Source organism: Limnobacter sp. UBA7229 (assembly GCF_002473065.1).
In the GTDB taxonomy this organism is placed as follows: domain Bacteria; phylum Pseudomonadota; class Gammaproteobacteria; order Burkholderiales; family Burkholderiaceae_B; genus Limnobacter; species Limnobacter profundi.
This window is the reverse complement of the sequence record NZ_DKTN01000022.1, coordinates 1-15,480: the sequence shown is the minus strand read 5'-3', so window position 1 is coordinate 15,480 and position 15,480 is coordinate 1. Positions and strand designations below refer to the sequence as shown.

At 49.9% G+C, this 15,480-nt stretch carries 19 protein-coding genes; 11 read left to right on the top strand and 8 right to left on the bottom strand.

Annotation, left to right across the window (positions count from 1 at the left end; genetic code table 11):
- Window positions 1-7 precede the first annotated feature (7 nt).
- Entirely contained in the window at window positions 8-310 is a 303-nt protein-coding gene (locus B4C79_RS11840) for a Dabb family protein (protein WP_105029050.1), read from the top strand.
- A gap of 12 nt (window positions 311-322) precedes the next feature.
- Here B4C79_RS11840 and B4C79_RS11835 read toward each other — a convergent pair whose 3' ends face one another.
- From B4C79_RS11835 to B4C79_RS11825, 3 genes are read right to left on the bottom strand one after another with little or no spacing between them, the layout of a single operon-like run.
- The gene (locus tag B4C79_RS11835; protein WP_291752022.1) at window positions 323-1,120 is read right to left on the bottom strand and encodes an NRDE family protein; all 798 of its coding nucleotides are present in this window, start codon (window positions 1,118-1,120) and stop codon (window positions 323-325) included.
- An 11-nt stretch (window positions 1,121-1,131) separates the two neighbouring features.
- A complete protein-coding gene (locus B4C79_RS11830) occupies window positions 1,132-1,449 on the bottom strand; it encodes a DUF4936 family protein (RefSeq protein ID WP_291742263.1) in 318 nt (105 codons plus the stop codon).
- A complete protein-coding gene (locus B4C79_RS11825) occupies window positions 1,446-2,345 on the bottom strand; it encodes a YgfZ/GcvT domain-containing protein (RefSeq protein ID WP_291742266.1) in 900 nt (299 codons plus the stop codon). Before B4C79_RS11825 ends, B4C79_RS11830 begins: the two co-directional genes overlap by 4 nt.
- 172 nt (window positions 2,346-2,517) lie before the next feature.
- Between B4C79_RS11825 and mltG the strand changes: the two genes are divergently transcribed.
- The 6 genes from mltG to B4C79_RS11795 are packed head-to-tail and all read left to right on the top strand — an operon-like array spanning window position 2,518 to window position 7,057.
- Complete coding sequence (gene mltG, locus B4C79_RS11820; protein WP_291762636.1) at window positions 2,518-3,531, top strand: endolytic transglycosylase MltG; 1,014 nt, start codon at window positions 2,518-2,520, stop codon at window positions 3,529-3,531.
- On the top strand, window positions 3,488-4,189 hold the full coding sequence (gene tmk, locus B4C79_RS11815) for a dTMP kinase (protein WP_291752019.1): 702 nt from the start codon (window positions 3,488-3,490) through the stop codon (window positions 4,187-4,189). The genes mltG and tmk overlap by 44 nt, the downstream gene beginning before the upstream one ends.
- Window positions 4,186-5,181: a hypothetical protein gene (locus B4C79_RS11810; RefSeq protein WP_291752016.1), complete on the top strand. Its 996-nt coding sequence runs from the start codon at window positions 4,186-4,188 to the stop codon at window positions 5,179-5,181. The genes tmk and B4C79_RS11810 overlap by 4 nt, the downstream gene beginning before the upstream one ends.
- Window positions 5,182-5,217: 36 nt before the next feature.
- Window positions 5,218-5,601, top strand: coding sequence for a PilZ domain-containing protein (locus tag B4C79_RS11805; RefSeq protein ID WP_105029056.1), 384 nt, complete (start codon window positions 5,218-5,220; stop codon window positions 5,599-5,601).
- Window positions 5,601-6,386, top strand: coding sequence for a TatD family hydrolase (locus B4C79_RS11800; protein ID WP_291743496.1), 786 nt, complete (start codon window positions 5,601-5,603; stop codon window positions 6,384-6,386). The genes B4C79_RS11805 and B4C79_RS11800 overlap by 1 nt, the downstream gene beginning before the upstream one ends.
- Complete coding sequence (locus B4C79_RS11795; protein WP_291743499.1) at window positions 6,383-7,057, top strand: ankyrin repeat domain-containing protein; 675 nt, start codon at window positions 6,383-6,385, stop codon at window positions 7,055-7,057. Before B4C79_RS11800 ends, B4C79_RS11795 begins: the two co-directional genes overlap by 4 nt.
- 45 nt (window positions 7,058-7,102) lie before the next feature.
- Here B4C79_RS11795 and B4C79_RS11790 read toward each other — a convergent pair whose 3' ends face one another.
- From B4C79_RS11790 to B4C79_RS11780, 3 genes are all read right to left on the bottom strand, one after another.
- The gene (locus tag B4C79_RS11790) at window positions 7,103-8,731 is read right to left on the bottom strand and encodes a methyl-accepting chemotaxis protein (RefSeq protein ID WP_291743501.1); all 1,629 of its coding nucleotides are present in this window, start codon (window positions 8,729-8,731) and stop codon (window positions 7,103-7,105) included.
- 103 nt (window positions 8,732-8,834) lie between these two features.
- Window positions 8,835-8,969: a hypothetical protein gene (locus B4C79_RS11785; protein WP_008249188.1), complete on the bottom strand. Its 135-nt coding sequence runs from the start codon at window positions 8,967-8,969 to the stop codon at window positions 8,835-8,837.
- Between the two features lie 324 nt (window positions 8,970-9,293).
- Window positions 9,294-10,298 carry a DNA-binding protein gene (locus tag B4C79_RS11780; RefSeq protein ID WP_291743506.1) on the bottom strand — a complete coding sequence of 335 codons (1,005 nt, stop codon included), beginning with the start codon at window positions 10,296-10,298 and terminating at the stop codon, window positions 9,294-9,296.
- Between the two features lie 125 nt (window positions 10,299-10,423).
- Here B4C79_RS11780 and B4C79_RS11775 point away from each other — a divergent pair, with 125 nt between their 5' ends.
- Entirely contained in the window at window positions 10,424-11,602 is a 1,179-nt protein-coding gene (locus B4C79_RS11775; protein ID WP_291743508.1) for a tyrosine-type recombinase/integrase, read from the top strand.
- 3 nt (window positions 11,603-11,605) lie between these two features.
- Here the strand turns inward: B4C79_RS11775 and B4C79_RS11770 are convergent, their stop codons facing one another.
- Window positions 11,606-11,812: a helix-turn-helix domain-containing protein gene (locus B4C79_RS11770; RefSeq protein ID WP_138515507.1), complete on the bottom strand. Its 207-nt coding sequence runs from the start codon at window positions 11,810-11,812 to the stop codon at window positions 11,606-11,608.
- A 132-nt stretch (window positions 11,813-11,944) separates the two neighbouring features.
- Here B4C79_RS11770 and B4C79_RS11765 point away from each other — a divergent pair, with 132 nt between their 5' ends.
- Both B4C79_RS11765 and B4C79_RS11760 read left to right on the top strand, forming a co-directional pair.
- On the top strand, window positions 11,945-12,520 hold the full coding sequence (locus B4C79_RS11765; protein ID WP_291752012.1) for a hypothetical protein: 576 nt from the start codon (window positions 11,945-11,947) through the stop codon (window positions 12,518-12,520).
- Window positions 12,517-13,911, top strand: coding sequence for a DEAD/DEAH box helicase (locus tag B4C79_RS11760; protein WP_291752010.1), 1,395 nt, complete (start codon window positions 12,517-12,519; stop codon window positions 13,909-13,911). Before B4C79_RS11765 ends, B4C79_RS11760 begins: the two co-directional genes overlap by 4 nt.
- Before the next feature lie 658 nt (window positions 13,912-14,569).
- On the opposite strand, the gene merR is transcribed toward B4C79_RS11760, so the two are convergent.
- Entirely contained in the window at window positions 14,570-15,025 is a 456-nt protein-coding gene (gene merR, locus B4C79_RS11755; protein WP_291762633.1) for an Hg(II)-responsive transcriptional regulator, read from the bottom strand.
- Window positions 15,026-15,096: 71 nt separating this feature from the next.
- On the opposite strand from merR, the gene merT reads away from it, so the two are divergent.
- Window positions 15,097-15,447 carry a mercuric ion transporter MerT gene (gene merT, locus B4C79_RS11750; RefSeq protein WP_169631846.1) on the top strand — a complete coding sequence of 117 codons (351 nt, stop codon included), beginning with the start codon at window positions 15,097-15,099 and terminating at the stop codon, window positions 15,445-15,447.
- Window positions 15,448-15,480: the final 33 nt, after the last annotated feature.

Genomic DNA, 15,480 nt, shown 5'->3' with positions numbered 1-15,480 from the left:
AAGTTCAATGATTAAGCACATCGTATTCTGGCAGTTGAAAGACGAAGCCCTTGGCAACACCAAGGCCCGCAACATGGAGCTGGTGAAGGAAAAGCTGATGGCTTGCGCCAACATCGTACCCGGCATTGTGGACTTTGAAGTGGGCTTGGGCGGTACCAGCCTTGAGTGCACGTACGACGTGGTGTTGTACTCGACCTTCGAGAACAAGGCCGCGCTGGATGCCTACGCGGTGCATCCCACGCATGAAGCCATTAAAAGCTTTATTGGTGAAGTGCGCACGGCACGGCAGTGCATGGATTACGAAGTCTAAAAACAACTTCGACTAAAGCTTGGGCGACAGGGGTATTTCAAACCTTTGTCGCCCAATTTCATTTCCGGCCTGGTCGAGTGTAATTTCGGTGAAGTGAATGGTGTTGCTGCGGTCCAGCAGAATTACCGCGCTTGAGCGAGTGCCGTACAAAGGCGATACAATTTTCACCGCCGACAACATTTTTTCCCACTCATAAGGCACACCCGTGCTGGGCAACTCAGCATCCTCAGCAAGCTCGGTGTTGGCGAGCAAACCCAACAAGGTTTGTTCAAAAGCAGCCAGTGAAGTGTGATTTGAGACATTCGCCTCAATTTCTTGTTGCAGTCCTGTTTTCAACAGACGTGATTTTGGCCAGGGCGCATTCAGGTAGCCATTGGACAGGCTGTGCAAGCCCGATTGCAATGCCGTGGTGAAATCGAGCCCATTGTTGAGTTTGACGCCCTGGTTGCTGGTGCAGCGAAGGTTCAGGGTTTGCAGACTGCCGTGAATCAAATTAAAACCTGCAAACTGAAGTGAGTTTGCTTCATCGGGTGCAGTCCCGGTTTGAATTGCATCGAGTACCAACTGACCGCGCGAAGGAGCCGTACCGGGCATATTCAATGTGCTGTTTCTGACATTGGTTAGCATTGCAAACTCACCATGGCTGCCAATTCCAAGCCAGGTGCCACCAGATTGCAGGTCTTTCCCGGCCCAAAGCGAACCATACGAGGTTGGCCAAACTTGCAATGGGGCAGTGGGGCGATTGTGAAATTCATCCCGGTTGGCCAGGCAAATAAAGGGATAGTCAGGGTGTGCGTGAATTGCGAGCACGGCCAGGCACATTACTCTTTGACCCCGCTATCAACCTCACTGAACAATTCGATATGGCGGCTGGGCAAACTTGGCAAACCAGCAAAACAAGATTTGGCAAGCTGCTCCAGTGTCTCGATGAATGCTGCGTGACAAGAGGAGTGTTCATGCGCAGGGTGAATCACTTCCATCAAAGTGAAGTAGGGTTTGCCCGCTTCTTCACGTTGAAACAGCTGGCTGTGGCCCAAGCCCTGTTCTTTTAAACAAGCTGCCATGTGCCTGGCGCATTGCAAACCCAAGGCAATGTCGGCTTTGGGTATGCGGTAGTAAATGAAAAGCTGGCGCGTCATTCAAATACGCTGCCTTTTTGATGTACATCGTAGGGAGGTGGCTGAACGTTCAACGCAATGGCGCCTGCGTCGTTTTTTACGGTGAAAGTGGCACCGCTTTGCTCGGCATCGTCGACTGGCAGTTCAACCAGCAAATACTGCTGACCATTGAAGTTCACCGCAGTGGCTACGGCACCTGCCGGCTCGTTTTCCTTTCCTGCAAGCCAAACGTCTTGGCCAGCGGTAATGGTTGAAGAGCCTGTTGCTGTGGCTTGAAACACGCGCCGCTTTACCTTGCCAAGGTAGTGGCTTCTGGCCACAATTTCCTGGCCGGGGTAGCAACCCTTGCTAAAACTGACACCACCCACCAAGTCGAAATTAATGGCTTGTGGAATAAACATTTCAACAGTGGGTTGTGACACATAAGCAATGCCTAGTTGCTGCAATGCAAACTCGAATTGATCATCGGCGCTGGATTGTTCGGTTTGTCCGTTGCCAGTTACAAGCTGAAAACCTGGCATTGTGCTGTTCAATACGCGCAGGCTGGCGGTGGCGTTGCCCTGTTCATCCCACTGAACCCGCATGGGCGAGGTAAGCCCCGAATCAGGCAAGAAAGCAAGTTGATAATCGGCTGTGCAGTCTCGTACTTTGCATTTGCTGCGCAACACAAACATACTCAGGCGCTTAGCCAAGGCTGCTACGGTTTCTTTGCGGCACACCAAAAACACCTGCTTGCTCTGGCGCAATACGAAAAAGCTACCCAACAAGCGGCCTTTTGCGGTGCACAGGCCTGCCATGCGCAGTTGACCTTCAGCCATGCCAGCCACGTCGTTGCTGAGTTGTGATTGAAGAAAGGTCACTGCGTCGTCTCCGTCCACGCCAATGACACCCCAACGCGATAAAAACTGTGCAGACATGCTCAAATCCTTAGTAACAAACAAAACAAACAGTGCCGATAAGCCATGGAAAAACTTTCCCGCTATCATGAATGGCAATCTCCACATTGTAGTGGCTTCTGGTAAGGTCTCGCCTTCCAACAACCCAAGGTGAAGCAAAGTCGTGCGCAAAGCTAAAAAAACAAAGAATGCAATGAAAAAAACTGCGTCTGGTTGGCGTTGGTTCAAACGAATTCTGATTGCCAGTGTTGTCGCGGTGTCTGCAATTATTGTGGGTATTTACTTTGTGTTGAACATGCCAATCGATCGCAGCCAGCCCCGTGTGGATGCGCATGTGAGTTCAGGTTTGGGTGCGCGCGCCATCGCCAATGAACTGAACCAGCAGGGTTTGGATGTCAGCCCTGATTTTTTTGTGTTGGCTGCACGGTTAACTGGTAATGCCGGCCACCTGAAAGCCGGTCGATATGACCTTCCCGAGGGAATCAGTACCTTGGGTTTGGTGGATTACCTGAGCAAAGGGCAGGGGGTGCTAAGCAGTGTGGCCCTGGTGGAAGGGCAAACCGCGCGTGCCTTGTTGGCAAAGTTACGCGCACAGCCCGATTTGATTGATGATTTGCCTGGCATGGATCACCGAGCAATTGCTACAAAATTAGGCCTGGAAGGGGCAAGCCTGGAGGGCTGGATTTACCCGGATACCTACAAGTATTCACCTGGCTCAAAGTTGTCTGAGCTATTGAACAGGGCAGTGCGCCTGCAGCAAGTAGAGCTTGAACAGGCCTGGGCGCAACGCGATCCCCAAACACCTTTGAAAACGCCTTACGATGCTTTGAAAATGGCCTCGATAGTCGAGAAAGAGACAGGCTTGGCCAGCGACCGTGGCAAAGTCGCCAGCGTGTTTGTAAACCGTTTGCGCGTGGGCATGTTGCTGCAAACCGACCCCACGGTAATCTACGGTGTTGGCGAGGTTTTTGATGGCAATTTGACTCGAAAACACCTTCAAACTGATACGCCTTACAACAGTTACACCCGGGCAGGTTTGCCTCCAACACCTATTTCCAACCCCGGCAAAGCTGCTTTGTATGCAGCGGTAAACCCTGACAAAACGCCTTACTTTTATTTTGTAGCCAAGGGTGACGGCGGCAGTTATTTCAGCAAGAATCTGAATGAGCACAACAACGCTGTGCGCAAATACCAACTTGGGCGATGACTGCGTCATGAAAAAGCAAAAGCAAGGTTACCTGATCAGTTTTGAAGGCGTGGACGGCGCGGGTAAGTCATCGCACATTGCGCGGGTCAAAGCACGCCTTGAAGAATTGGGTTTTGAATGCCTGCAAACCCGTGAGCCTGGTGGAACACCCGTGGGTGAGGCCATTCGGGAACTGGTGTTGCACCATGACATGGACGTGAACACCGAGTTGCTGCTGATGTACGCCGCACGCCGACAACACATGGTTGAAACCATTCAGCCTGCCCTGGATCGCGGTGTGTGGGTTATTACTGACCGGTTTGAAGACAGTAGTTTCGCTTACCAGGCCGGGGCGGGCGGTGCCAGTTGGGAAGACTGCCAACAATTGAGCAAGTGGGCCTTGCAGGGGTTCGAGCCCACATTGACCTTTCTGTTTGATTTACCCATTGCCGTATCGCAAAGCCGCATTCAGGGCAGGGCGGGCGCTAGCGACAAATTTGAAGAAAAACCGACGAGTTATTTTGAAGCAGTGCGCGCGGGTTTTATCAAACGCTCGCAGTTGAACCCACGCCGAATTCGGCTGATCGACGCCCAGCCTCCTGAAGCGGAAGTGGGTGAAACCGTGTTGGCTGAACTCGACAAGTTCATGCGGACCCATTTAAACCTGGGTTTGGCATGAGTACCGCTAGCTGGTTGTTGCGTGCCCAGGCGCAGTTGGGCAGTTTGATGCAAGCCACCACGGCGCCGATTTTGGTGCATGGTCACCAGCCCAAAGGGCTTTACGAGTTGGTGGGCCAGCACCTGGCCGAATTGCTTTGCGAGACCCCAGCTGGCAACAAGCCTTGCCTGCAATGTCCAGGGTGCCACATGCGTGTGGCGGGCAATCACCCGGATTTGCGCTACTTGATGCCACAAGCCGTTGCGCTTGAACTGGGTTTCAATGTGGAAGTAAAAACGGGTGTTAAACCCAGTCAGGACATTCGAATTGATGACGTGCGGGACCTGCAAAACTATTTCAACACCGCATCCAGCCGTGGCGCTTCCCGTTACGTGGTGGTTTATCCATTTGACAACATGAACGCCAACACGGCCAATGCGCTGCTAAAAACGCTGGAGGAGCCAGCCAATGGTCTTCGGTTTGTGCTGGTGGGCAGTCGTGTAGACAAATTGCTGCCCACCATTCGTTCGCGTTGCCAGGAATTAACCATGCCCATGCCCGCTATTTCTGAATGCCTGGCCTGGCTGGAAACGCAAGGTGTGCAGCAGCCAGATGTGGCTTTGGGTGTAGCCATGAACGATCCTTTTGAGGCACTCAGCCTGGCACAAACAGCAGCAGACCAACTTGATTTGCGCAAGAAGTTTCTGGAGTGGCTTGCCAACCCTGACCAGCACGCCAACCCGCCAGCCGGGCTTGAAAAAGTGGGTTTGCCCACGGTGCTTGAGCTGGCCATGCGCTTATGTAGTGACTGTGTTGCACAAGCCCATGGCTTGAAAGCCACCAATTTTCCCTGGTTGTCACCCAAACTCATGTGGGTGAAATCGATTGGCATTGAGCGTTTCAGCCAGCTTTATCAAAATTTACAGAAAGAATTTCGCTTGGCAAATCACCCTATTAACCCCCGTTTGGCGCTAGAGTATGTGGGGCAACAGTGGCAAAATTTAACGAAGTAATTCATTGAAGAATTCCCTTTCCGGACAGCGCACGCCATGACCAGTAACTTGATGAATAACCCGCGCAGCAACAAGGAAGCCAGCCGCCCATGGATGCTTTCTTTGACCTTGGGTGACAAAAATACGGCAGCCAACCTGTACATGCCTTTCATCAAAGGCGGTGGTGTGTTCGTGGAAAGTGACAAGGAATACAATTTGGGCGATCCGGTTTTCGTGTTGCTGACTGTGGGTGAGGAAGCCAAAAAGTTTCCCATCAATGGCAAAGTGGTGTGGATTTGCGGTGCAAATGCGCGTGGTGACAAAGCGCAGGGCATTGGTGTGCAGTTCCCGAAAGACGACAGTGGGGAAGGCGTGCGGGTGGCAATTGAGCAAATGATTGGTAAAATGCAAAATTCCATGAAAAAAACAGCAACCTTGTAGTGTTTACTGATTCACATTGTCATCTTGATTTTCCCGGTCTGGTCGAGCAGCTCCCAGACATTCTGAGTCGAATGCAGGCAGCGCAGGTGAGCCGCGCCCTGTGCATTTCTGTTCAACTTGAAGATTTCCCCAATGTGCTGGCGCTGGCCGAAAACCACGAGCAATTGTGGGCCACCGCAGGCGTGCATCCTGATTACGAAGACATAACCGAACCCACTGTTGAAAAACTGCTGGAACTGGCTGATCACCCCAAGGTAATTGGCATTGGCGAAACAGGTCTGGATTACTTTCGCCTGAAAGGCGATTTGCACTGGCAACGTGAACGTTTCAGGGTGCACTTGCGTGCAGCCAATGTGTGTAAAAAGCCCGTGATCGTGCATACGCGCGCCGCAGGTGATGACACCTTGAAAATTCTTGCTGACGAAAATGTACAAGGTTGTGGTGGCATTATTCACTGCTTCACCGAATCCCTCGATTTCGCGCGTAAAGCGTTAGATTTGGGCATGTATTTGTCATTTTCGGGCATTGTCAGTTTCAAGAATGCAGCCGACCTTCGCGAGGTGGCCAAGTTTGCACCCATGGATCGAATCCTGATCGAAACCGATTCGCCTTACCTTGCACCCGTTCCGCACCGTGGCAAAACCAATGAGCCAAGCTTTGTGCCGCATGTGGCCAAAGTGATTGCGCAAGAAAAGGGTGTTGGGGTGGAAGAAATTGGCATTCAAACATCGGCCAACTTTGATCGTTTGTTTGGTTTCGCACAAACCGGAGTGGCCGCGGTTTGAAGCGGCGTGTGTTTGTAAGCAGCCTGCTTTTGTTGGCCATGCCAGCTGTTTCCCTGGCAGGTGCTTTCGAAGACTTTTTCGTGGCAATCAAGTTTGACGATGAATACCGTTTGAAATCGTTGTTGCTTAGGGGCATGGACCCCAACACAGTGAACGAACAAGGCTTTCCCGCCATCGTCTTCGGCATGATGCAAGACTCGCCCAATGCAGTGCGCGTTCTGTTGTCTTCCCGTAAATTGAATCCAGACCAAGTCGATCGCCGCGGCGAAACCCCACTGATGGTGGCTTGTACACTGAACAAGCCCGAGTGGGTTGCTGCTTTGCTGGAAAAAGGCGCGAAGCAGGGCGGTGATGGTCAGTGGACGGCGTTGCACAATGCGGCAGCGTCGGGCTCGCTTGAGTCCATTGAATTGTTGGCAAAGTCGGGGGTGAAAATTGATGTGCTGTCCCCGAATGACACCACGCCTTTGATGATGGCTGCACGCGAGGGCAGGGAGGCTGCCGCTCGAATGCTCCTGAAGTTGGGAGCCAACCCAGCCTTGAAAAACCAGGCTGGTTATAACGCGGCAGGTTATGCCATGAAAGCGAATCGAAAAGAATTGGCTTTCGAAATCATGAAAAAAGAAAGGGCGCTGAGAACAGCGCCCTTGAAGCCTAACAAGACGAACTAATGCATTCGCCTGATTGACGGGTGAAAGTGGACGGTTGGAAAGTGCCTAAAGGCTTGCCTCAAAATGTTTAACCAAGGTGCGCAAGTCGCCCGAAGTTGAGGCCAGCTGTTTTGCGGCGCTGTCCAAATCGTTAATCGCAGCCACGTTGCTCTCGGTCAGGGCACTCATGCGCTCCATGCTGTTGGCCACTTCAAGCGAGGCCTGTGACTGCTGTTCCAGCATGGCTGAAATATCCTTGGCTGATTGGGCAACACCACGACTGGCCACCTTGATGGCTTGCAGGCTTTCGCCCGCTTCCAGAATCAGGGTGGTGCCAATATTGACCTCCTCGACAGCCCGGCCCATGGTTTCAAGGCCCTTGTTCGTGCCGCTTTGAACTTCTTGCACTGTGGCAGAAATTTCCGTGGTCGATTGTCGAGTCATTTCAGCAAGTTTGCGCACTTCGTCGGCCACCACAGCGAATCCGCGGCCTGATTCACCCGCTCTGGCCGCCTCAATGGCAGCATTCAGTGCCAGCAGGTTGGTTTTCTCGGCAATCTCGGTAATGGTGCGGGTCACGTTGCTGATCTTCACCACAGCGCGGTTCAATTCTTCAATGTTCTGTTTTGCATCCTGCACTACCTGTGCCACTTTCTGAGTAGCTTGGGTGGACTTGTCCATGCTCTGTGCGCCTGTGTCCACTACATCCATGGCGTTTTTGGCATGCGCCGAACTCTTGCCCGTGGCTTCAGAAATTTCCGAAACAGACACCGAGAGTTCCTCCAGCGCCGAAGCAACACCGTTGATGCCGTCGGACTGCTGTCTCGAGCGGTTCATCAAATTAATGGCCAACTGGCTGAGGTGCTCCGCATTGTTTTTTACTTCCGATGAACTTGAAATGACGTCTGCAATAATGGCGCGCAGGTTCACTTGCATGCTCTTGAAAGCGGTGTGCACCTTGTTGAATTCGCGTGTGCTGGACTCTGGAATTTCATGCTTGAAATTGCCTTCTGCCAAGGCGCGCATGGCGTGCAGCATCGAGTTGTTGGTGTGTTCAACACGGCCTTTCAACCACATCAGCCCGAGGGCTGCGGCTACAAATGATGCTGCGGCGCTGCCATAGCTGAGGGCAGGGATGTTGAGCATGGAAAGCAGGGCGATGATTACTGGCAAAAAACCGACGATTGCCAAATCAACAATGAATGGGCGCCCTTTTGCAGGCTTTGTGAATGGAAAGCTGGCGCTGCCGGCGTTGATTGCCTTGTACAAGGCCTCGGCTTCCCTTTTTTGGGTGTCGCTGGGCTTGGAGCGCACCGACATGTAACCAATTTTTTCCCCGTTTTGCGTCAGCGGCGTGACGTAAGCATCAACCCAATAGTAGCCACCGTCCTTGCAGCGGTTCTTCACCAGACCTTTCCATGGTTCATCCCGGCGGGCTGTGTCCCAAAGGTCTTTGAATGCGTCGCGAGGCATGTCGGGGTGGCGAACCACGTTGTGAGGCTGACCCAGCAGCTCTTCAAGTGTAAAACCGGAAATTTCGACAAAGGCAGGGTTGGCGTAGGTAATGCGACCTTTCAAATCTGTTTTGGTCACAATTGGAATTCGGGGGTCCAGCAGGCGCTCTACAGCGGTTGTAGGGGCGGCCATCATTCTGGCATTGCGGCCTTTGAGATCGTTTTGGGCTGTTGCTGACATGAAGGTTCCATACCGTAGGGGTCGATTTACCTTCACATCATACGAACACTGAGGTTTGATGAAGACCCGCAACAAAGGCCCAAATCAACCTCAATTTGGGGGTTTACATGTTTTGGCCAACCACAATTACTTTGGATTGAAAGCCCTGGATAATGTCCTGGCCAGCAGCAACAGCTTCGATGGGCCAGTCGGGATACACGGCGCAAACCACAAAAGCGAAGAACATGAATTTGTACATAAGAATAGCCTCAGATAAAAGTGAACCAACCTATGTACTTTTTCGGCGATTACTGACTGGAGAGCATCGCCAGTATTGGTGGGGGTCACTCTGGGTAACCCTTTTTATGTTTAATCTATTTGTCGCATAATTTGTATTATGTAAACTATTATATTTTTGCAAGTTCTCCCACAGAAGCAAAGCCGACTGTTCTATTAAAGTTGTAACGATTTTTTGCCTAAATTTGTAAAGTGATGTACTTTTCGCTTAATTTTGTAAAGAAGCATTACTTCTAGGCAACATTCCACACTACTCCAACCGCCAAATCTATGCAAACTTCAGAAATCAATCATGAATCTGCTTCATGGTTTTCCTGCGGCTATTTTTTGGATGTGTGATGTTCTGTTTTGCACTGAGTTGTTCTAGTTGAGCTTTAAGCTGGCCGTTTATCCTGGTTTGTTCTTCATAGCTGATGCGGATCGTTTGAAGATTTGCGGTGGTCATTTCAAGTTTTGTCTTTGCTGCGCTTAAATCTCGTCTAGATTCTTCAAGCTCCGATGCGAGTTCAAGGAGTTTGTCGTCCCGTTGTCTTAATTCATCCTCTCGGAGTTTCAGGGCGTTCGTGGCATCCTTGATTGCTTTATTTGCTGCTTGTCGTTCTCTTTCAATCTCCATTAATGCCCGGTTTTCGTGGTCTTTCAATCTGGCCAATCCCTGTTCGTGCTCCTGTGACATTCTGTGGCTTTCAGCAATAAAGTCGTGTCTGGCTTTATCTAGTTGTTTTTTCAACTCCTCACACTGATCTGTGGCGATTGCGAGTCGGTTCGATTCCAGCGAAAGTTTGGTTTTACCCTCACCAATCTCCTTTTGCATCTCCGATACATGAATGTCTTTCTCAGCGAGGATTTGCGCCATTTCATCGATGCGAGACTCCAAACCTTGATTTTTGTTGTCCAGTTGTTCGATCTGCTGAGTGAAACGATTTAATTCCCTTTGGTGCTGTTCATTTTGTTCACGAGCCGTTGCGGAGCTAATTTGAGAGGCGATTCGCCAAGTCTCCTTTAGCGCTTCTGTGAACGTCGTTTTCAGCGATTCTGGCATTTCTGGAATCTCCAGTTCTATTCTGCCCTTCTCTTTTTGCTGTGCTAAAAATTCCTGTATTGCTTTACCTGGCGTTGACATGCTCCCTTTCCTAACCAACGCATAGAGTCTGGTTGGTGTCGGCATTATTCCATGTTGATAAAAAAGGATTGCACACGTTTTCTTGTAAATTTCCAGTGTGGACAAGCCTTGGTTCATCAATTCAAGGATTAGCTGACGGATTTCATCATCAGAGTTTACATCGTTCATTTGCTTGTACAGAGATTGGCTAAGAGTCATATATTATTACATAATACGTAATCTAATTACTAATTTATTGATTATTTTTGACATTACACTTATAATGTCAATGTACTTGTTCACCCGAGGTTGTTTTGAGTTTTGAGCTCATTCCCAGTGCTTTTTCTAAGAATCCAGCATTCCAAATCAGTGCTTTTGATGGTTCTACTGGAGTAAATCGTGCCTCTGGTTCCCGGCAAATTGCGGCCAACAGAGATGTCGATGCCATTTCTGCGTGGCTCATGCAGTTTCAGGCCTCTAAAAGTACATTTGATAGTTACCGCAAAGAGGCCGAGCGGTTGCTGTTGTGGTCTGTTTTGCAGCTGTCAAAACCACTTTCCTCACTCGTGTATGAAGATCTGCAGCTCTATAGGCAATTCTTGTTAGATCCGCAGCCTGCGGACTTTTGGGTGTCTTCCCCAGGACGTCGATTCGGGCGCAACGATCAACGTTGGCGTCCCTTTGCAGGGCCTTTGTCAACAAGTAGTCAAAGGCAGACCTTGGTTATCCTTAGTTCGATGTTTAGTTGGTTGGTTGAGTCCGGGTATTTGGTGGGTAATCCGCTTGCTTTGGGCAAGCGCAGATCATCGGGTGCGCCTAAAATTATTACTCGCTACCTTGATCCCACTCTGTGGCTTGAGGTGAAGGCTTTTATCCTCGAATTGAGATCGACTGATTTGTCCAAGTACCATCGCTTGAGGTGGTTGTTTTCACTGTTTTACCTAGGTGGTTTGCGCATTTCCGAGGTTTCACAGGGGGCAATGGGTGATTTTTATTGCCGAAGAGCCTCAGATGGCAAAGAATTGTGGTGGCTAAGGGTTGTCGGTAAAGGCAATAAAGAGAGACAAATTCCTATTTCCGGAGAGTTTCTTGATGAGTTGTTGCTGTACCGATCCTATATTCAGGTGCCTGGTTTTCCAAGTGTAGGGGAGCAAGTTCCGCTGTTTGGTTCAGCCCGTAATTTTCGCGTTAGGGTTGGTAGATCTTCCATACATGGGACTGTGACCGATTTGTTTGCACATGTGGCGGCCAAATTGCGCATGCAAGGAGATATGCACGCTTTACGTCGTGCATCGCAGCTTGAATCGGCTTCAGCCCATTGGCTTCGCCATACCGCTGGCTCTCACATGGCAAATTCAGGCGTTGATTTGAGAGTGATTCGGGACAATCTGGGCCATGCGTCGATCAGCACAACCTCTATCTATTTACATACCGACGATGATCAGCGTCATGCCGACACTTCAACGGCTCACCGCGTTGGTTGGTCAAATTGACGATTATGGCAACAACTCTTTGATGTCGCATCCGAGGGTGGCTGCGAGTTTGTAGGCTTTTTCAAGGGTGATACGCACCTCTCCCCTTTCAATCCTTCCCATGTAGCTGCGATCAATTTCTGCTCTCAGCGCCAATTCATCTTGAGAAAGTCCCCTTAGTTTTCGTGCTGCTCGTACTTTGTTGCCGAATATTTTTACCACGTCTTGCATAGTCGCCTCTCTAGAGGCAATGACTATCCAAATTTGCGGCTTTAATAGCCACGGATTATAATCCGTTCTTTTTCAAAAACCCTTTTTCGCAGTTCTTATTTGCAAGGGGGAAAATGACACTGATGGAGCATCATGACTAGAAGTCTTTCACCCGAGTTTTACTCAGTTTTGATCGAGGGGAATTTGAACAATTTTACGGTCATGGAATTGAGAGATGCGATCATTCGTGAATATAAACATGAAACAGATATGAATTTGCGCGACTATCACAAACGTGCGTATCGGGTGGTTCTAAGGCTTCTAACCGCAGGTTTGCTTGAAAAAAGCAAAGATATTTCTGAATTTGCTCGCTATAAGAAAACCCCTCTTTTTGTAGCCTCAGTGTTTCAGCAAAGAGTGACAGTTGATCGGGGCCCCAAGCAGCCCAAGCAGCCCAAGCAAGTCGAGCATGGGGCCCTCATTTTGCCGGTTAACGATCCTTGCATTCGAGATGAATTGGATCAATTGGTAAAAACTTATCAGGTGGATTTGCTATCTTCGATCGGTGAATCCGAGGAGTATCTGCGCTTGCACCAAACCTATCCGCAGCTTAAAGCCAAGCTCGAGCCTCATTACCTTAAGTCCAGGGATGTCAGTTCAAAAATACTCGGCAAGATTCGCGCCATTGAAAGCGTGCTTGCTGGCATGCTGAAAGATCCCGTTTTATGAAGCTGCGTCGATGGCAATCCAACTGTCTTACGCGTGCTTTGAACTGGTTTAAAACTCAGTCACATTTCATGTGCTTGGCAACGCCTGGGTCGGGTAAAACCCGGCTATCCGCAGAACTGGCTAAAAGTCTGCTACAGGCAAATCAGGTTGATTTTGTATTGGCCTTTGCGCCATCAATTGAGGTTGTACAAAACACCTCAAACACCTTCACCAAAGTGCTTGGATGTCGATTTGATGGTCAAATTGGTGCAATAGGTGGCGCTTACACCTACCAAAGTTTGTTGTTCATTCAAGCAGATTTTTGGCAGATATTCGATTCCCATCGTGTTTTGGTGGTCTTGGATGAGGTTCATCATTGTGCTGGCAGTGATCTTTCAAACTCGAATTCTTGGGGGGAACAGGTTTTGCTCCGGATTCAAAATAGAGCCACCTTTAGTATCGCACTTAGCGGCACGCCTTGGCGAAGCGACAATTTTCCTATTGTACTTGCCAAATACACTGATCCAGAAGGCAAGGTTCGATGTGATTATGAGTATGGTTTGGCCGACGCAATCCACGATGGAGTTTGCAGAAATCCAAAGCTGGTCCTCATTGACCATGATCGTATCCGTTTGACGAACCAACAAAATGGAATCCAGTTGTTCGACTCCTTTGCCGAGCTACTGAGCTCGAACGGCATTTCTTATGATCAACTCATTCAAAATTCCCAGGCTGTTCATTTCATGCTGAATCGTGGGTGTCAAAAGCTAAAAGAAATTCGCCTGAAAAACCCCAATGCGGCTGGTCTTGTTGTGGCTCGATCCGTTGAACACGCACATGTCATTGCCGCTGAGCTTTCAAATACGTTCGCGCAGTCCGTGAAAGTTGTGACCTACAGAGATCACGATGCCTCAAAAACGATTGATACATTTAGGCACTCTAATGAACAGTGGATTGTCAGCGTTGGAATGATTAGCGAGGGTACTGATATTCCAAGATTACAAGTGTGTTGCCACCTCAGTATCGTCAAAACAGAAATGCATTTTCGACAGGTTTTGGGTCGAATATTGCGTATGACCAATGATGTCGATAAAGATGGTTGGATGTTTGTTTTTGCTGAGCCAACTCTAGTCGAGTTTGCAAATGATCTTCACCATGAAATCCCGGAGTCTCGTGTTGTTCAATTTGATAGTTACCGTCCACGTGTAGCCGCAGAACAAAGGATCGGCAGGACTTTTGATGCTTCAACAAAGCTCGACGACTATTCGGAAATTCGCTGCAATAATGACTTGCACCTAACGCTTCAACCAGAGATTTCCGATTCTGAACCAGTGAGGTATTCCCGTACTCGGTTGGAATGGGCTGGTCAGTTTAGAGAGCAGGTCATTGCAACATTCAACTCATCATTTTAACGGATGAAGATGTTTTGTTCGCGCTGGTGTATAGGGTGCTCCCATTAGTAGCCCCCTCGCCTTTTGTTCATGCATCATAGCTCCTTCTGCATGCTATGTTTACGGGAATGTTCTATTTTAAGTGAGGCATGGATTGGGCACTATTACGCGTGTAAATGAAGGTGACTGGAGTGACAGCACCTCCCTGTGGCGTTATATGGATGTCTACGGATTTCTGAGCCTTATCGCCGGACAGAAACTTAAGTTTACAAATCTTTCCAAATTCGAAGACGGTTTTGAGGGCCGAATGCCCTTTAGCAATTCCGCTACTCTGAATATTGATTTTTCAGATGACAGCAAATGTTTTTCGAGGTCTATCGACGAAGTTACTGCCCTTAGAGAAAGTCTAGAAAATATTCGTACAAGAACATGGGTGACCAGTTGGCAGCAATCAGACGAAGAGTGCTCTTTAATGTGGCGAGTTTACGGTAGCAGGTAAAACGGAGTTGCTGTAAAAACTACTGCTGGTAATTTGATGGCTGCACTAGATCCAGCCCACGACTACATCGCTGGTCCAGTTAAGTACATTAATTACATCCGAGAGAGGATCCCCGAGGAGTCAAATTTTTCTTTTTCTTTTCATAAGGGGGTCGTCTCAGAAAACGGAAAATAAAGCACGCTAAGGCGTAGTCAGCCCGTGAGGCTCCCGCGCCGACGCAGCGAACTTCGTTCCGTCTTGTAGTGACGCAATCAGCGGACAGGAAACGTTCCCTTGCCGCGCATGACAGGCGCACACCAGTTCAGACAACACGGCCTCCATGCGCGCCAGGTCAGCCATCTTCTCGCGCACGTCCTTGAGCTTGTGCTCGGCCAGGCCGCTGGCTTCCTCGCAATGGGTGCCATCCTCCAGCCGCAGCAGCTCGGCGATTTCATCCAGGCTGAAACCCAGCCGCTGGGCTGATTTCACGAAGCGCACCCGCGTTACATCCGCCTCGCCATAGCGACGAATGCTGCCATAGGGCTTGTCCGGCTCCGGCAGCAGGCCCTTGCGCTGGTAGAACCGGATGGTCTCCACATTGACCCCGGCCGTCTTGGCAAAAACGCCGATGGTCAGATTCTCAAAATTGTTTTGCATATCGCTTGACTCCGTACATAACTACGGAAGTAAGCTTAAGCTATCCAAACCAAATTTGAAAGGACACGCGTATGTCTGAACCACAAAACGGGCGCGGGGCGCTCTTCACTGGAGGGCTGGCCGCCATTCTTGCGTCGGCCTGCTGCCTGGGGCCGCTGGTTTTGATCGCCTTGGGGTTCAGCGGGGCATGGATCGGCAACCTGACGGTGCTGGAACCCTATCGCCCGATCTTCATCGGCGCAGCGCTGGTCGCGCTGTTTTTCGCCTGGCGGCGCATCTACCGCCCGGCGCAAGCCTGCAAACCGGGTGAGGTCTGCGCGATTCCCCAAGTGCGAGCTACTTACAAGCTCATTTTCTGGATCGTGGCCGCGCTGGTCCTGGTCGCGCTCGGATTTCCCTACGTCATGCCATTTTTCTATTAATCACAGGAGTTCATCATGAAAAAACTGTTTGCC